Below are 15,405 nucleotides of genomic sequence, written 5' to 3'. Positions count from 1 at the left end.
ATGACTGGAATTAAAATTGCTACAATCGGCGGTGGATCTAGTTATACACCAGAGTTAATTGAAGGATTTATTAAACGTTATGATGAGCTTCCTGTTCGTGAAATTTGGTTAGTAGATATTGAGGCAGGAAAAGAGAAGTTAGAAATCGTTGGTAACTTAGCGAAACGTATGGTGAAAAAATCCGGTTTACCAATTGAGGTACATTTAACGCTTGATCGTCGCGAAGCATTAAAAGATGCTGACTTCGTAACGACACAGCTTCGCGTAGGTTTATTAGAAGCTCGTGCAAAAGATGAAGCAATCCCGTTAAAATATGATGTAATCGGTCAGGAAACGAATGGTCCTGGTGGTTTATTCAAAGCATTGAGAACGATTCCTGTTATTTTAGATATTTGTAAGGATATGGAGGAGCTTTGTCCGAATGCATGGTTAATTAACTTTGCAAATCCAGCTGGTATGGTAACAGAAGCTGTTCTTCGTTATACAAATATTCAAAGAGTAGTTGGTCTATGTAACGTTCCAATCGGAATCCGCATGGGTCTTGCAAAATTGCTTGAAGTAGATGCAAGTCGTGTTCACGTTGATTTTGCAGGTTTAAATCACATGGTATATGGATTAGACGTATACTTAGATGGCGTAAGTGTAATGGATCGTGTGTTAGAACTTGTAACAGATCCAGAAAAGCAAATTACGATGGAAAATATCGCTGCGCTTAACTGGGAGCCAGACTTTATTCGCGGCCTTCGTGCAATTCCATGTCCATATCACCGTTACTACTACAAAACACGTGAAATGTTAGAAGAAGAGAAAGAAGCTTCGGTTGAAAAAGGTACACGTGCAGAAGTAGTAAAACAATTAGAAGATGATTTATTCGAGTTATATAAAGACCCGAATTTAGATATTAAACCACCACAATTAGAAAAACGTGGAGGCGCTTATTATAGTGACGCAGCATGTAGCTTAATTACGTCTATTTATAATAATAAAGGTGATATCCAGCCTGTTAATACACGAAACAACGGAACAATTGCAAGCTTGCCACATGATTCGGCTGTTGAAGTGAACTGTATTATTACGAAAGAAGGTCCAAAACCAATTGCAGTTGGAGATCTTCCAGTACCAGTTCGCGGTTTAGTACAACAAATTAAATCATTTGAGCGCACAACAATTGAAGCTGCTGTTACAGGGGATTATCATAAAGCGCTGCTTGCTATGACAATTAATCCACTTGTACCATCAGATAAAGTGGCAAAACAAATTTTAGATGAAATGTTGGAAGCGCATAAAGAATATCTTCCGCAGTTCTTCAAAAAGGTAGAGAAATAAAAGCGGCGCTATTTAGCCCGCTTTTTTTATTCTATTAGGAGGTATTACGATGATTAAATTAATTGTAAATGCAGATGATTTCGGTCTTACAGAAGGTACAAATTACGGCATTATTGATGGACATATAAATGGACTTGTAAATTCAACGACGATGATGATGAATATGCCAGGAACAGAGCATGCGGTACGCTTAGCAAAAGAGTATAAAACATTAGGAGTAGGCGTACATCTCGTATTAACAGCAGGGGAACCGCTTCTTGGAGACGTACCATCACTTGTAAGTAGCGATGGATTGTTTCATAAACAAAGCATCGTATGGGAAGGGAAGATAAATCCGGAAGAAGTCGAGCGAGAATGGACTGCTCAAATTGAGAAATTCTTATCTTACGGATTAACGCCAACTCATTTAGATAGTCATCACCATGTGCACGGATTACCGATTTTGCACGATGTTCTTGAGAGATTAGCGGCTACATATAATGTTCCGATCCGTCGTTGTGAGGAAGAGCGAGCGGTACGCCCATTTTCTGACGTATTTTACAGTGATTTTTACGCAGATGGTGTGACGGAAGATTACTTTGCGAAGTTAAAAGAAAGAGTACAAGGTGAACAAACGGTAGAAATTATGGTTCATCCAGCTTATATTGACCCAGAGCTTGTGAAACGTTCTTCTTACGTAATGGATCGTGTGAAAGAATTGCGTATTTTAACAGAGAGTGAGTTGCCTGAAGGAATAGAGCTTGTAAAGTTTTAATAGAAAAAAGACGGCTACATTATGCCGTCTTTTTTTATTTACAAAATGGATAGAATATATCCGCCAAAGGCTCCAAGTATAACGATAACCCAAGGAGGTGTTTTCCAAAAAGTGAGCAAGCAAAATAGAAGAGATGCAAAAACAAAATCTACAGCGTTCTTAATCGTGCTTGTCCAAATAGGGTCATAAAAAGCGGCAATTAAAATACCGACAACGGCGGCATTGACTCCAAGTAGTGCGCCTTGTATGAAAGATATTTTTCTCACACTGTCCCAAAAGGGTAAAACACCAATAACGAGTAAGAAAGCAGGAAGAAAAATCGCAATGGTTGCGAGTATTGCCCCAAGCGTTCCGTTTAACAATGCTCCTATATAAGAAGCGAATGTAAATAGTGGTCCTGGCATTGCTTGTGTTAATCCGTATCCAGCTAGGAACTGTTCTTTCGTCATCATTCCGTTTTGTACGAATTCACCCTCAAGAAGAGGTAGTACGACGTGTCCGCCTCCAAATACAAGTGCGCCAGAGCGATAGAAACTATCAAATAAAGCGATGTAATAAGAGAACGGTCTTAATATTGGTAGCAGTAGTAATAGTCCGAAGAATAAGACGAGACAAGAAACTGCTATCTTTTTTGAAATAGGTACTTTTATATGTTGAGATTGGCTAATTGGTTGATTGCGATATAAAAACCAACCGATAAAGCCAGATATGATAATGAGAATGACTTGTGTCCAGCTACTTGGCCATAATAAGGCGATTGCGGCAGTTGCAATTGCAATCGTCGCACGATTTCGGTCTGGCGTTAATTTTTGCGCCATTCCCCATATGGCATGAGCGACAATAGCGACTGCTACAAGTTTTAGCCCATGAATCCAGCCAGCACTTCCAAGATCGAACTGATTAAAGAATGAAGCGAAGAAAACTAAAACGAGCACAGACGGTAGTGTGAATCCAATCCATGAAATAATAGCTCCTAATAGTCCGCCCCTTAATAATCCAACCCCCATACCGACTTGGCTGCTAGCAGGACCAGGAAGGAATTGACTTAGTGCTACTAAATCTCCATAGCTCCGTTCATCCATCCATTTTCTTTTTTGTACATATTCGTGGTGGAAATAGCCGAGATGGGCGACGGGGCCACCAAACGAAGTAAGTCCTAATTTAAATGAGACGAGAAAAATCTCTAATAATGTGTGAAAAGTGTATTTGTTTTTTTTCAAAATGACCTCCTAGAATGTTTTTCTAAGTGCATTATACAAGAGGTAGTAAAGCAAAAGGAACGATTCTAATGTAAAGATTGTGTGAATCTTTTCTTCGTAATTAAAGCTTGAAAAAGTCATAAATGATTATGTATAAACCATAAAGTAGTAGAAGTAGTGCTGGGAAATTTATATAAGGAGAATGCCCGTATGACAACACATTTCTTTGCGAGGTTAACAGGTAAGAGGGAAATACCTCCTGTAAATACAGAAGCTTATGGCGTAGCAGAGTTTATATTTAGTGAGAATTTAAAGAAGTTGCAATATCGGGTCATATTGAAAAACATTGAAAAAGTTACATCATGCCAAATTCATTTAGGGAAAGTAAATCAAATTGGTCCAATTGTTTTAAGTTTATTTGGTCCATTAAAGCAAGGTATTAGTGTTAATGAAGGAGTCGTCACTGGTGTAGTTAATGTGGGGGATTTTGAAGGGCCTTTACAGGGGCGAGCGTTTGAGAGCTTACTGCAAGAAATCATTCAGGCGAATGTATATGTAAATGTTTATACGAAGTCCCATAAGAAGGGTGAAATAAGGGGGAGAATTAGGAAAGTAAAGAAGTAGCAAAAAGGCTGTTCATCTGGAGCAGCCTTTTTTGCTATAAGGTACAAATTTTAATGAATATAGCCGGTAAATCGATATATCTTGAAAATCGCTGATAAAATCTGAGTTGCGCTGATATATTTTGAAAATCGCTGATGAAATCTGCGTTACGGTCGATATATTACAAAACTGCCACGATTAATTTTTTACAGGCTGATTTTTAATGAAGAAGTCCATAACATAAAACACTTCGTCATCAGGTATTTGTATTTCAAATGTATTTTCAATTGGCTGCAATGCTTTTTTTACTTTCATATACATCCAGTATTCATCTTGTCTTCGTTTCTCTTTATCTGGATGAGGGAGGAGGCTTTCTCCCTTTTGAAGACGGTCAACCATACAGCTCATATGCAGAATAACACCCATTAAACTGTCAGGAGTTAGCTGTAAGGAAATTAATTCTTGAATTGTATTCAATGCGTAACGGATCGTTTTAATAAGTAATGCTCCGTCGTTACGCTGCATTTGTTGTTCAAGAATATCAGCCATTTTTGCATATGTTTCTTCATACGTAATTAATTCTTGAATTGGCTGAATCGCTGTGTAGTTTACAATGTCTTGGAAATGATACGTTAAGCATGGCACTTGCACATCAAAATTCGTAACGATACAAATGATATTCCGCTCTTTTTTTATGTTCTCAATCATTTTTGTTAAATCTTTTTCATGGACGATACTAATCGGAATAATTTCAATTAAGTCTTTGTCAAATCGCAAATAGTTCTCCAACATTTTTTGAATAGCTAAAGCACTACCTTCCCCAGTTAAACAAGCTGTCAAAATAACAGATTTCATTGGTGATAGCGGTTTTTTCTTTTCTTCTTGTACGTTTAAGTAAAACGGTGTTAAGTTCTTCACCGTTTCATATAATGCATCTAACGAGTAGCCAAGCTGAGCTTTTCGAGCCGCTTCTAGTGCATGTGGAGTGCTTGTCATGGAAAGAACACGCACTGGAATTTTGAACTCAGTTTCTAATATATCACCAATATAAGCGAGAGATCCCATATCAACGAGTAAGAGAAGCCCGTTTACATTTTGGAGTGTTTTCATATACACTTTCACACGCTCTAAGAAATCTTTCGGCGATTCATGTAACGGCATATCGATACCAGTTACTTCATCAATGCCGAGCAGTTCGTTTGCGACGTTGGCCATTTCTGTTGCTATGCCGTTGCCGTGCGCTAATATTAATACTTTTACTTCTGTTTGTGAGGCAGGAATCGGATCAACAACGAAGAACATTGTTAAAAAGCCTGCTTCATCAATAGGCATTGTTATTTGTAATTCGTCCTCCAGTAGTTGAATGCATTGCATTGCTACGGAAAAAGCTTCTTTATATTTCGTACGAATTTGATTTAATTGCGGGTGATGAATTTGTTTTCCAGCCTGTAAACGTTGTAAGGTTGTCTGTACATGTAAACTTAAAGCGAGAAATACTTTTTCATCGAACGTCTTGGATAAATGTTTTTCAGCAAGTTCAGCAATTTTTTCACAAACGGAAACGATATTACGATCTACAATTTTAAAAACATTTTCATGACTTGTCTTTTTTGACATTTGGTTAAAATATTGTACGAAAAAGCTTTGAATATCATTTTCTATTAGTAATTCTAATTCTTCCTCTTCAATACCACGAGCTTGAAGTTCTTCATATTTATAGTCAATATAATCGTAAATAGAAGACTGTTTTTCATTTTCTATTTTATGATTACTCCAACCTTCATCACCTGTAAATATAAATGTTTCATTCGGTATTTGGTATAGATGACGGCTCTTTCTTTCAATGAATAGTCCTTCTTTCATATACCAAGGTAAGTCTGTGCTTGAAACATAGACAGAATCACGTTTCTTTGTCACGAAGTCAGAATAGGCTTTCGCACAGGCAATTTGTACATCCGTTTTTAATTGGCCGATGTTATTGGGACAATTGTAAAAAACGAAAGCACGCATTGCATTCGGGCTAACGTGAATTTCTTTTCGCAAGCGAATTGCTTCATTTGTGAAAAATAGTTGCAGTAAAGCAAAACGTTCTTTATGTGTACGCTCACGAAGTGGTGGCAGCGTGACAGTCATTGGTATACGTCTTGTAAATGTTTTTAATAAAAATGAATTTGGTTCTTCTGTTGTTGCAGTAATGATCAATACTTGTGCTTTACGTTCGTTTTCTGTTTCTCCAAGGCGGCGATATACTCCGCGGTCAATAAAGGTGAAAAGCATTTCTTGTCCCTCTGGAGGAAGGCGATGTACCTCATCTAAGAAAAGGATCCCTTCATGTGCTTTTTCAATTAACCCTTTTTGATCACTTGCTCCTGTATACGCTCCTTTTTTAATCCCAAATAATTGCCCGAGTAGTAGCTGTGGGTTATTTGCATAATCAGCACAGTTAAAGACGATAAATGGTGCATTTTTAGGAAGCTGTTCAACTTCAATTGCATATTCGTGCATTAAAGAAGCAAACATGGATTTTCCGACGCCTGTTTCTCCGAGCAGTAAAGTATGCATACCGTTTGGAGGATAGAGAATAGAAGCTTTCGCTTTTTCGATTGCGATTTTAAGGCTCGTATTTTCAACTGCAAATGTATCTAATGAAGTTACTTCTTTTGAATGCGTTTCCAACGAAGGGTTCGTTTCTATATAAAAACGAACAGGACGCGTATTTGTTTTTAATAAACGTTTATCTTTTACGAGTTTGTTTAAGTCGCTACTTACATTGGCTCGATCTAGCTGCAACAGGGTAGCGAGTTCTGATGCAGTTACACCTTCTGTATAATTGCTTTTTTGTATTGCGTTAAAAATGAGATCTATTCGTTTCATTTCTATTCACCTCGAAACTTCATCACTATTTAAAATTTTACACAAAAATGGGAAGGGTGGGAAGAGAAAAATAAAACAGCTTTAGCACATAGGCACTAAAGCTGTTACAATCTTGTGTCTTTCCAAAAGTTTACTTCGAGATGAGAAGATGGATTATAGGGAAGAAGCTTGTATCCTTGTGACTGTAAGTAATCAATTACTTGTGGCAGTATTTGTACGGTTACACTCGAATCATGCATTAAAATTACTTCGACTTGTTCATCGCTCTGATTACGTACCCTTTCTAGTATGGCAGAAGGGTTATCATAGCTTTTCCAGTCGTATGTATCGATTGTCCAATCCCACATTTTATACTGGGCTGATACAAGTGCATCACGGTAATTCTTTTTTAAATAAGGCATGCTACCATACGGGACACGAACGAGATGTGAATTTAATTTTGTAACTTGCTGAACGATGCTTTGTGTTTGTTCCATCTCTGTAATTAAAGCAGATGGATTACCGGTGTAAAGGCGTTTTACATCATGGGACATACTGTGAAGTCCGATATAATGTCCATCTTTAATTAATCGTTGCATTGTCTTTTTATAATGTGGTACTTTTCCACCAATAACAAAGAAAGTTGCTTTTCCGTTCTTTTCTTTTAAGATGTTTAAAATTTGCGTAGTATATTTGTTTGGTCCGTCATCAAATGTTAAGTACGCGATTTTTTGGGTAGAAGAGGTAGTTTCGGTATTTGGATGATGTTCAGCAGGGGGAATGGTAGTTGCTCCTGCATGAGATGACGCGTACATAGTAATCGTTAAAAATAAAATAATGTATTGAAATATTCGCTTGATCATAACATTCACCCTCAGTTTGACAATCAAGATGTAAAAAAGAAAATATAATCCTTTTCTTATTATGTATATCTTTCTCCAATAGCGGAACTCTCAAACAAGCTATATTTTGGAAATGTAAAATAATGAATAAAAATAGCATCCTCTTATAAGAAAGAGGATGCTATTTGAATATTTCATAATAGTAAAGGCTATACTACAATTAGTCTTCGCGTTTTTTCACTTTTTTATAAAAGGAAATAAGTGGTTTGTAACGTTCATGTACAAGTCCAATTACTTCAGCAATAATTTCTGTAAAGAAGATTAAAACGAAAAGAAGAATAATGGATAACCATAATGTTGCACTAGTAAAAATAATAGCATTTACGCTAAAGAAGATACCAAACGCGTATATAATTAGTACCGTTTTGCGATGTGAGAAGCCCATTGCAAGTAAACGGTGATGTAAATGCGATTTATCTGGTGCTGAAATAGGTTTTTTATTTACGATACGACGGATAATTGCAAATGCCGTATCAAATACAGGTACGCCTAAAATGATAACTGGAACGATAAAGCTGAATAGCGTTACACTTTTGTATAATCCAAGTAACGATATAACAGAAATACAGTATCCTAAAAATAGTGCTCCTGTATCTCCCATGAAAATTTTTGCTGGATGGAAGTTGTAGAATAAAAATCCAATTGTACTTGCAAGTGCAATTAGTGCTAGAGGTAAAATGATAGCCGTTCCAGTACCCCATGGGCTAGTGAAGGCCATGTATGCTAGCGTTGCCAGTACGATAGATGAAATACCAGCGGATAATCCATCTAAGCCGTCAATTAAGTTGATGGCATTTGTAATACCTACAATCCAAAATACTGTAATTGGGTAAGCAAGCCATCCAAGTTCAGTATCCCCGAGGATTGGAATATATAATACTTGCACTAATAATCCACTTTTTACAATCATAATGGCAACTACTAGTTGTCCACCGAATTTTACCTTCGCAGATAACTCGTACATATCATCTAAAATACCGATGATTACAATGATAATCGCACCTAGCGTTATCGATAACATTCTTTGTTCGTATAAGCCACCGACAACAAATCCAACAGCCACACCAATAAATATTGCTAACCCGCCAAGACGAGGCATGATCTTTTGGTGCACTTTACGCGCGTTTGGCTTATCTGTTGCTCCTATTTTAAAAGCTAACTTAATAACTAAAGGAGTAACGACGAGTACAGTGATGAAAGATGCCAAAATGGCATAAATCACTTGTGAGTCCATTAATACCCCACCCTTTTATAGTCTAACGTAATTTTTTTTAAATATATTTATCTGAAAATTATGATGTTTATTTACAGGCTCATAACATATGGTATCACAAAAAGATTAGAATTCAATCTTTTTTTCGTTTTATGGTAAATGGAAGCGGATAGAATATATGACAATGGTATACAGAATGTTGAATCGTTTGAGAAGGTTAATCGTATTGGGCTTTGGAATATGACATTTTCTCTTTCTCTTTAATAGCAAATAATTTTATTTCAATATTATAAGTGTTACACGTAGAAATGAGTAAGTTCCATGTTAAAATGTGGGAATTTTTCAAGCCTGAACGTGCAGCTTTAATCTCGGTAAAATTTCTATTGGTTTTATGGACAATATTTAATTTTACAAAAACTTAAAAAAGAATGAAGAAAGCAATTCATATAATAAAGAAGTAAAAGAGTTTTCTCATTTTTAATGTGAGAGGGGGAAGCACAGGGGAAATTCTATGTATTCGTATATTTTCTATTGTATATTCCTGTGCGAAAAGGAAATGAAAATTACGATAATAGGTACCGGATACGTTGGATTGATTACAGGAGTAGGATTGGCAGTATTGGGACATTCGGTTACATGTTTTGATATAAATGATGAGAAAATGGAACGGATAAAACAAGGGGATCTGCCTATTTATGAAGCTGGCTTATATGAATTAATACATGATGCGTGTGAGAATAATCGTTTAACTTTTACAACAAGTAAAGAAGAAGCATTTCATGATGCAGAATTTATATTTATTGCAGTTGGAACGCCATCGTTATTAGATGGGACAGCAGATTTAACATATATTCAAAATGCATGTTTTGATATTGGAGCATATGCGACTAAAGACATTATTGTTGTTACAAAAAGTACTGTTCCTGTAGGGACGAATGGTGCTATGAGGGGATGGATTGAGGAGACATTACAAAATAGGCATGAATTACATATTGTATCGAATCCCGAATTTTTACGGGAGGGTTCAGGGATTTACGATTTTTTTCAGGGAGATCGTATTGTAATTGGAGCTGATAATGAGGAAGCGGCGCGAAAAGTTGAGAATTTATATAGTAAATTACATTTGCAAACGTATGTTACAGATATAAAAAGTGCAGAGATGATTAAATACGCATCGAATGCCTTTTTAGCAACAAAAATTAGTTTTATCAATGAAATTTCAAATATATGTGAGAAGGTAGGAGCTAATGTATTAGATGTTGCACAAGGGATGGGAATGGATAAGAGAATTGGTGCGTCTTTTTTGAATGCTGGCATTGGTTACGGGGGATCGTGTTTTCCGAAAGATACGAAAGCGCTTGTGCAAATTGCAGGGAATGTGGCACATGATTTTCGCTTGTTAAAAGCCGTCATTGAAGTAAATAATAAACAACAGTTGTTATTGATTGAGAAAGCGAAGAAAGTAATAAATATGAATAAGAAACGGATTGCCGTGCTAGGGGCGGCATTTAAACCGAATACGGATGATATAAGAGACGCACCGTCCCTTATTATAATACAAGAATTATTGAATATAGGGGCGGATGTAGTTCTATATGATCCGAAGGCGATTCACAATATGAAAAATATCTTTGGGGAGACTATACAATATAGTGAATGTATAGATGAATCGATTAGAGGAGCGAGTGCGGCTTTTATCGTGACAGAGTGGGAAACAATCAGGGCTTATCCGTTAGAAAAGTACGCACACCTCATGAGAGAACCTATTTTATTCGATGGAAGAAATTGTTATACTAATAAGGATGTTGAGAAACAAGGAATAGATTATTATTCTGTTGGAAGAGAAAGTGTTTGTAAGAGGGATTTTTCCGTTATTCGTTAAAAAGGTATGTATTCATGTATATTCTTATATGTCATAATAGGATTTGTAACTAGTGAAAGAAAAGAGGCAATGAAATGACTGAACGTTTAAAAGTAATGACAATTTTCGGGACACGTCCAGAAGCAATTAAAATGGCACCTCTTGTATTAGAGTTGCAAAAGCATCCAGAGAAAATTGAATCGATTGTGACTGTAACAGCACAACATCGTCAAATGTTAGACCAAGTATTAAGTATCTTTGGAATTACACCAGATTTCGATTTGAATATTATGAAGGATCGCCAAACTTTAATCGATATTACAACGCGTGGTTTAGAAGGTTTGGATAAAGTAATGAAAGAAGCAAAGCCGGATATCGTACTTGTACATGGTGATACAACGACAACGTTTATCGCAAGCTTAGCTGCTTTCTATAATCAAATTCCAGTAGGTCATGTCGAGGCAGGACTTCGTACATGGGATAAATATTCTCCATACCCAGAAGAGATGAACCGCCAATTAACAGGCGTAATGGCAGACCTTCACTTCTCACCTACAGCAAAATCAGCAACGAACTTACAGAAAGAAAATAAAGATGAGTCACGTATTTTCATCACTGGAAATACAGCGATTGACGCACTAAAAACGACTGTAAAAGAAACATATAGTCATCCTGTACTAGAGAAACTTGGAAGTGATCGTCTTGTACTTATGACAGCTCACCGTCGTGAAAACCTAGGAGAGCCAATGCGTAATATGTTCCGTGCAATTAAGCGTCTTGTTGATAAGCATGAAGACGTACAAGTTGTGTATCCGGTTCATATGAACCCTGTTGTTCGTGAAACTGCAAATGATATTTTAGGCGATCATGGCCGCATTCATTTAATTGAGCCGCTCGATGTAATTGATTTCCACAATGTTGCAGCTCGTTCATACTTAATGCTAACTGATTCTGGTGGTGTACAAGAGGAAGCTCCGTCATTAGGTGTACCAGTTCTTGTTCTTCGTGATACAACAGAGCGTCCAGAAGGTATTGAAGCAGGTACGTTGAAATTAGCGGGAACAGACGAAGAGACAATCTTTAGTCTTGCAGATGAGTTGTTATCAGACAAAGAAGCTCATGATAAGATGTCAAAAGCATCTAATCCGTACGGTGATGGTCGTGCATCAGAGCGTATTGTAGAAGCAATCTTAAAACATTTTAATAAATAAAAAAACAGCCAAATCGCATGCGATTTGGCTGTTTTATTGCTGATTTCTCATAATCCACTCTGCATGAGCATTCGTAGAAGGAGGGGGATCAGTTGGTGTTTTGTTCTGATTCTGATTCGTTTCTTTCTTCGCTTTCTCGTTAGAGTTCGAATTTGAAGAAGGAGTGGATTCCGTTTTTGTTGTTGAATTTTCTTGCGTGGTTACCTTTTCTCCTAGTTCTTTTTTAATTTCGTTACGTACTGCCTCAACACCGTTTGGATCTGGAAGGAAGTAATAAATACCACCTATTTTTTTGTCTTCTCCTTCAAGTTTGAGTGTTTGTATTGTGGAAGGATCAAACCCAGAAAGTTTCTTGTAAAGAGCAAGGCCATCAGAAATAGGAATGTCAGTTTTTATATATTTTCCAACGACTGCTGTCAAATCTTTAATTTTAAATACGGTAGAGGTGGAATTTAGTTTTTGAACAACAGCAGCTAGTAATTGTCTTTGTCTAGCGGCACGACCATAGTCACCATTCGGATCTTGCTTTCGCATACGAACGTAAGCGAGTGCTTCTTCACCATTTAATTCTTGTTGTCCTTGCTTAAATTCGATTTTTTTGTAGTAATCCACGTCTGAACGCTCCCAAAAATCGAAGGGGACATCAACAGTCACACCGCCAACAGCATCAACAATACCTTTAAAGCCTTGGAAATCAATTTTAAGATAATGGTCGACAGGCACTTTTAGAAAACCTTCGACAGTTTTGATTGCCATTTCTTCTCCGCCGTAAGCATGCGCAGCGTTAATTTTGTCCTCTTTATTCTTTCCGACAATTGGAACGCGACTATCACGAGGGATACTCATAAGCGAAATCTTTTGCGTTTTCGGATTGACTGTCGCAAACATTAATGAATCTGTACGACCGTTTTGACCGTCTGTTGCATAATCTTCTATACCCATAATAAGGAGTGTAAAAGGCTCCTTTGTAATTTCTACATCTTCGGTTCTCAAATCCGATTTTTCACGAGTAAAACCACTATACATCCCCATGAGAGAAGAGTAGGAATTTAATATATAAAGTCCTACACTGCCAAATAAAAATAAGAAAATAAGGAAGTAGAAAAACTTTCTTCTTCGTTTCTTTTTTATTCTGCTATTTTGGAGATGATAATAACGTTCTTCCATATATAATCTCCTTAGTTCATTTGTAGGAAAGTAATTCACTACATTAATCTTTAAAGGCGATACAGTATTTATTCTTAGATAACATCTTGTTCTAAGTACAACATATCTCCTTCTGTAATTGTACATTTCCCATTTGTTAATTCAATCATCCAATCCGTGAATGGTTGTTTTCCATCTTCTTCTACATACGTATCAAATGTGACATTTTCGAGGTAATGTATATCTTTAATGGCATATTTTGAATTGCGTAATTCATTTTCAATTTTGCCAAGTAATGTGTAATCAATTTCGGTCTGCATAACACGCATTAATTTTCGCTCGACAACACCGACATGATTAATGCCTTCGCTTGTACATTTTCCATATGCGCGAATTAATCCACCAGCGCCCAGTTTGATGCCACCAAAATAGCGGGTAACGACAACGACGGTATCTTTTAAACCGCGTTTTTTTAGTACCTCTAACATAGGTACGCCAGCTGTACCGCTAGGTTCACCATCATCATTTGCTTTTTGAATTTGATCTTGTTCGCCAATTAAATAAGCAGAACAATTATGTGTTGCATTCCAGTTTTGTTTTTTGATTTTTTGTATGAATTCTTGAGCCTCTTCTTCGGTTGTAGCACGACTAACATAACAGATGAATCTTGATTTTTGAATAACAATTTCGTGTTCACCGTAGTCTTTTATTGTTAAATATTGTAATAACACTTGTATACGCTCCTATCCATCAAAATGACTAGTACTTTACATTTTAAAAGCGGGCGTTTTTATATTCAAACATTTTTTATAAATAAGCTGAAATTTTTGGTGAGTGTTTTACCTTTTTGTTGTAATTTGTCGAGATGATGAGTATAATTTCAAACCCGCATTTTCATGTATGGATGCACCATTTTTAGTTTTCGTGTAAAATTAGGAAATAAAAACTTTTTTATAAGGCAGGTACGAAAATGAAAACAGCTATTGTTACTGATAGTACAGCATATATACCGAAGCATATTCGTGATGAACTCAATATATATATGATTCCATTAAACGTTGTGTTTGGAACGGAATCTTATCAAGAAGAAGCTGAAATTTCAGCAGATGATTTTTATGTAAAAGTACGTGAGCAAGAAGAACTTCCAAAAACTTCTCAACCAGCAATCGGAAAGTTTGTTGAGCTATATGAAGAATTATCTAAGGATTATGATGCAGTTATTAGCATTCATCTTTCAAGTGGGATTAGTGGTACATATCAAACGTCAACGACAGCTGGTCAAATGGTAGAGGGTATTGATGTATATACGTACGACTCTGAAATTAGTTGTGAAGTACAAGGATTCTACGTGCGTGAAGGTGCAAAGTTAGCAAGCGAAGGGAAGGATCCAAAAGAGATTATCGCCCGTTTTGATGAAATGAAGAAAACGATGGACGCTTATTTTGTAGTAGACGATTTACACCATTTACAACGTGGAGGCCGATTAAATAGTGCGCAAGCTTTCATCGGTAGTCTGTTACAAGTAAAGCCGGTTTTATATTTTAGAGACAAAATCATTATCCCGTTTGAAAAGATTCGTACGCGTAAAAAAGCGTTAAAACGTATCATTGAAATTTTTGATGAGCAAGCAAGTAAAGGTGTACCTATGGAAGCAGTTATCATTCATGCACAACGTGAAGAGGAAGCGAATGAATGGAAGGCAGAATTAGAAGCAAAATATCCTCATGTTACAATCCGTACAGGTTATTTCGGTGCTGTAATTGGAACGCATTTAGGTGAAGGTGCACTAGGTCTTGGATGGTATACGAAGTAATAAAGATATAAAAAGCTCTCTTTCGGAAGAGGGTTTTTTTACGGATATTTTACGTGAAGTTGACAAGTTAATATTTGGAAATGGTAAAATGTACGTAAAATAAAATAATGAGGAAAGTTTTATAACTTACTTTTTACAAGAAACTATATTATAATAGAAGAGAGGTGAAACATATGGAGCATAATTCTTGTTTATGTCCAAAGTTTGAGTCAGCTTTTACTTTGCTTAGTAAGAAATGGACTGGCTTAATTATTAAATCTTTGCTGGAAGAGTCAAAACGTTTTAGAGAAATCGCAGATATTATACCGAATATGAGCGATCGTATGTTATCAGAGCGTTTAAAGGAATTGGAAAGCGAAGGCATTGTAGTTCGTAATGTTTATCCAGAAGTACCAGTTCGAATCGAGTACGGCTTAACGGACAAGGGAAAAGCGTTAGAAAGTGTTATGGATGAAGTCCAAAATTGGGCTGAGAAATGGATGAAATAACGTTTTGATTTCATCCGTATTAGTATATTTAATAAA

The 15,405-nt window shown here is 36.5% G+C and carries 13 protein-coding genes; 7 read left to right on the top strand and 6 right to left on the bottom strand.

Features of this window, described 5'->3' with window-relative positions; genetic code table 11:
• Together celF and chbG are read left to right on the top strand one after the other, a co-directional pair.
• Complete coding sequence (gene celF, locus RCJ96_RS19490; protein WP_000145749.1) at positions 1-1,326, top strand: 6-phospho-beta-glucosidase; 1,326 nt, start codon at positions 1-3, stop codon at positions 1,324-1,326.
• 49 nt (positions 1,327-1,375) lie between these two features.
• On the top strand, positions 1,376-2,080 hold the full coding sequence (gene chbG, locus RCJ96_RS19485; protein WP_416504038.1) for a chitin disaccharide deacetylase: 705 nt from the start codon (positions 1,376-1,378) through the stop codon (positions 2,078-2,080).
• Between the two features lie 38 nt (positions 2,081-2,118).
• Here chbG and RCJ96_RS19480 read toward each other — a convergent pair whose 3' ends face one another.
• A complete protein-coding gene (locus RCJ96_RS19480; protein WP_416504039.1) occupies positions 2,119-3,300 on the bottom strand; it encodes a chromate transporter in 1,182 nt (393 codons plus the stop codon).
• 189 nt (positions 3,301-3,489) lie between these two features.
• Here RCJ96_RS19480 and exsM point away from each other — a divergent pair, with 189 nt between their 5' ends.
• A complete protein-coding gene (gene exsM, locus RCJ96_RS19475; protein ID WP_416504040.1) occupies positions 3,490-3,903 on the top strand; it encodes an exosporium regulatory protein ExsM in 414 nt (137 codons plus the stop codon).
• A gap of 177 nt (positions 3,904-4,080) precedes the next feature.
• Here the strand turns inward: exsM and RCJ96_RS19470 are convergent, their stop codons facing one another.
• The 3 genes from RCJ96_RS19470 to RCJ96_RS19460 all read right to left on the bottom strand — a co-directional run bounded on the left by RCJ96_RS19470 (position 4,081) and on the right by RCJ96_RS19460 (position 8,871).
• Complete coding sequence (locus RCJ96_RS19470) at positions 4,081-6,756, bottom strand: PRD domain-containing protein (protein ID WP_074606604.1); 2,676 nt, start codon at positions 6,754-6,756, stop codon at positions 4,081-4,083.
• Between the two features lie 104 nt (positions 6,757-6,860).
• Positions 6,861-7,598: a polysaccharide deacetylase family protein gene (locus RCJ96_RS19465; RefSeq protein ID WP_416504042.1), complete on the bottom strand. Its 738-nt coding sequence runs from the start codon at positions 7,596-7,598 to the stop codon at positions 6,861-6,863.
• A gap of 199 nt (positions 7,599-7,797) precedes the next feature.
• Positions 7,798-8,871 carry a glycosyltransferase family 4 protein gene (locus tag RCJ96_RS19460; RefSeq protein ID WP_074606608.1) on the bottom strand — a complete coding sequence of 358 codons (1,074 nt, stop codon included), beginning with the start codon at positions 8,869-8,871 and terminating at the stop codon, positions 7,798-7,800.
• Positions 8,872-9,361: 490 nt separating this feature from the next.
• On the opposite strand from RCJ96_RS19460, the gene RCJ96_RS19455 reads away from it, so the two are divergent.
• Both RCJ96_RS19455 and wecB read left to right on the top strand, forming a co-directional pair.
• Positions 9,362-10,732 (top strand): UDP-glucose dehydrogenase family protein, encoded by a 1,371-nt coding sequence (locus tag RCJ96_RS19455; protein WP_416504043.1) that lies wholly within the window; start codon positions 9,362-9,364, stop codon positions 10,730-10,732.
• A gap of 74 nt (positions 10,733-10,806) precedes the next feature.
• On the top strand, positions 10,807-11,922 hold the full coding sequence (gene wecB / locus RCJ96_RS19450) for a non-hydrolyzing UDP-N-acetylglucosamine 2-epimerase (protein ID WP_000140134.1): 1,116 nt from the start codon (positions 10,807-10,809) through the stop codon (positions 11,920-11,922).
• A 33-nt stretch (positions 11,923-11,955) separates the two neighbouring features.
• Here wecB and RCJ96_RS19445 read toward each other — a convergent pair whose 3' ends face one another.
• Complete coding sequence (locus RCJ96_RS19445) at positions 11,956-13,089, bottom strand: LCP family protein (RefSeq protein ID WP_000392774.1); 1,134 nt, start codon at positions 13,087-13,089, stop codon at positions 11,956-11,958.
• 74 nt (positions 13,090-13,163) lie between these two features.
• A complete protein-coding gene (locus RCJ96_RS19440; protein ID WP_000926683.1) occupies positions 13,164-13,799 on the bottom strand; it encodes a YigZ family protein in 636 nt (211 codons plus the stop codon).
• A 239-nt stretch (positions 13,800-14,038) separates the two neighbouring features.
• Between RCJ96_RS19440 and RCJ96_RS19435 the strand changes: the two genes are divergently transcribed.
• Positions 14,039-14,881 carry a DegV family protein gene (locus RCJ96_RS19435; RefSeq protein ID WP_000844764.1) on the top strand — a complete coding sequence of 281 codons (843 nt, stop codon included), beginning with the start codon at positions 14,039-14,041 and terminating at the stop codon, positions 14,879-14,881.
• 173 nt (positions 14,882-15,054) lie between these two features.
• The gene (locus tag RCJ96_RS19430) at positions 15,055-15,369 is read left to right on the top strand and encodes a winged helix-turn-helix transcriptional regulator (RefSeq protein WP_000400857.1); all 315 of its coding nucleotides are present in this window, start codon (positions 15,055-15,057) and stop codon (positions 15,367-15,369) included.
• Positions 15,370-15,405 lie beyond the last annotated feature (36 nt).

It is taken from the genome of Bacillus sp. BSL6 (assembly GCF_052928345.1).
The sequence above is the reverse complement of the archived record's forward strand: the minus strand, read 5'-3'. Positions and strand labels throughout refer to the sequence as shown.

Bases quoted from the DNA above. Each gene is read 5' to 3' on its own strand.
- celF (WP_000145749.1), top strand. From the start codon at position 1: ATGACTGGAATTAAAATTGCTACAATCGGCGGTGGATCTAGTTATACA.
- chbG (WP_416504038.1), top strand. From the start codon at position 1,376: ATGATTAAATTAATTGTAAATGCAGATGATTTCGGTCTTACAGAAGGT.
- exsM (WP_416504040.1), top strand. From the start codon at position 3,490: ATGACAACACATTTCTTTGCGAGGTTAACAGGTAAGAGGGAAATACCT.
- RCJ96_RS19470 (WP_074606604.1), bottom strand. From the start codon at position 6,756: ATGAAACGAATAGATCTCATTTTTAACGCAATACAAAAAAGCAATTAT.
- RCJ96_RS19465 (WP_416504042.1), bottom strand. From the start codon at position 7,598: ATGATCAAGCGAATATTTCAATACATTATTTTATTTTTAACGATTACT.
- RCJ96_RS19460 (WP_074606608.1), bottom strand. From the start codon at position 8,871: ATGGACTCACAAGTGATTTATGCCATTTTGGCATCTTTCATCACTGTA.
- RCJ96_RS19455 (WP_416504043.1), top strand. From the start codon at position 9,362: ATGTATTCGTATATTTTCTATTGTATATTCCTGTGCGAAAAGGAAATG.
- wecB (WP_000140134.1), top strand. From the start codon at position 10,807: ATGACTGAACGTTTAAAAGTAATGACAATTTTCGGGACACGTCCAGAA.
- RCJ96_RS19445 (WP_000392774.1), bottom strand. From the start codon at position 13,089: ATGGAAGAACGTTATTATCATCTCCAAAATAGCAGAATAAAAAAGAAA.
- RCJ96_RS19435 (WP_000844764.1), top strand. From the start codon at position 14,039: ATGAAAACAGCTATTGTTACTGATAGTACAGCATATATACCGAAGCAT.
- RCJ96_RS19430 (WP_000400857.1), top strand. From the start codon at position 15,055: ATGGAGCATAATTCTTGTTTATGTCCAAAGTTTGAGTCAGCTTTTACT.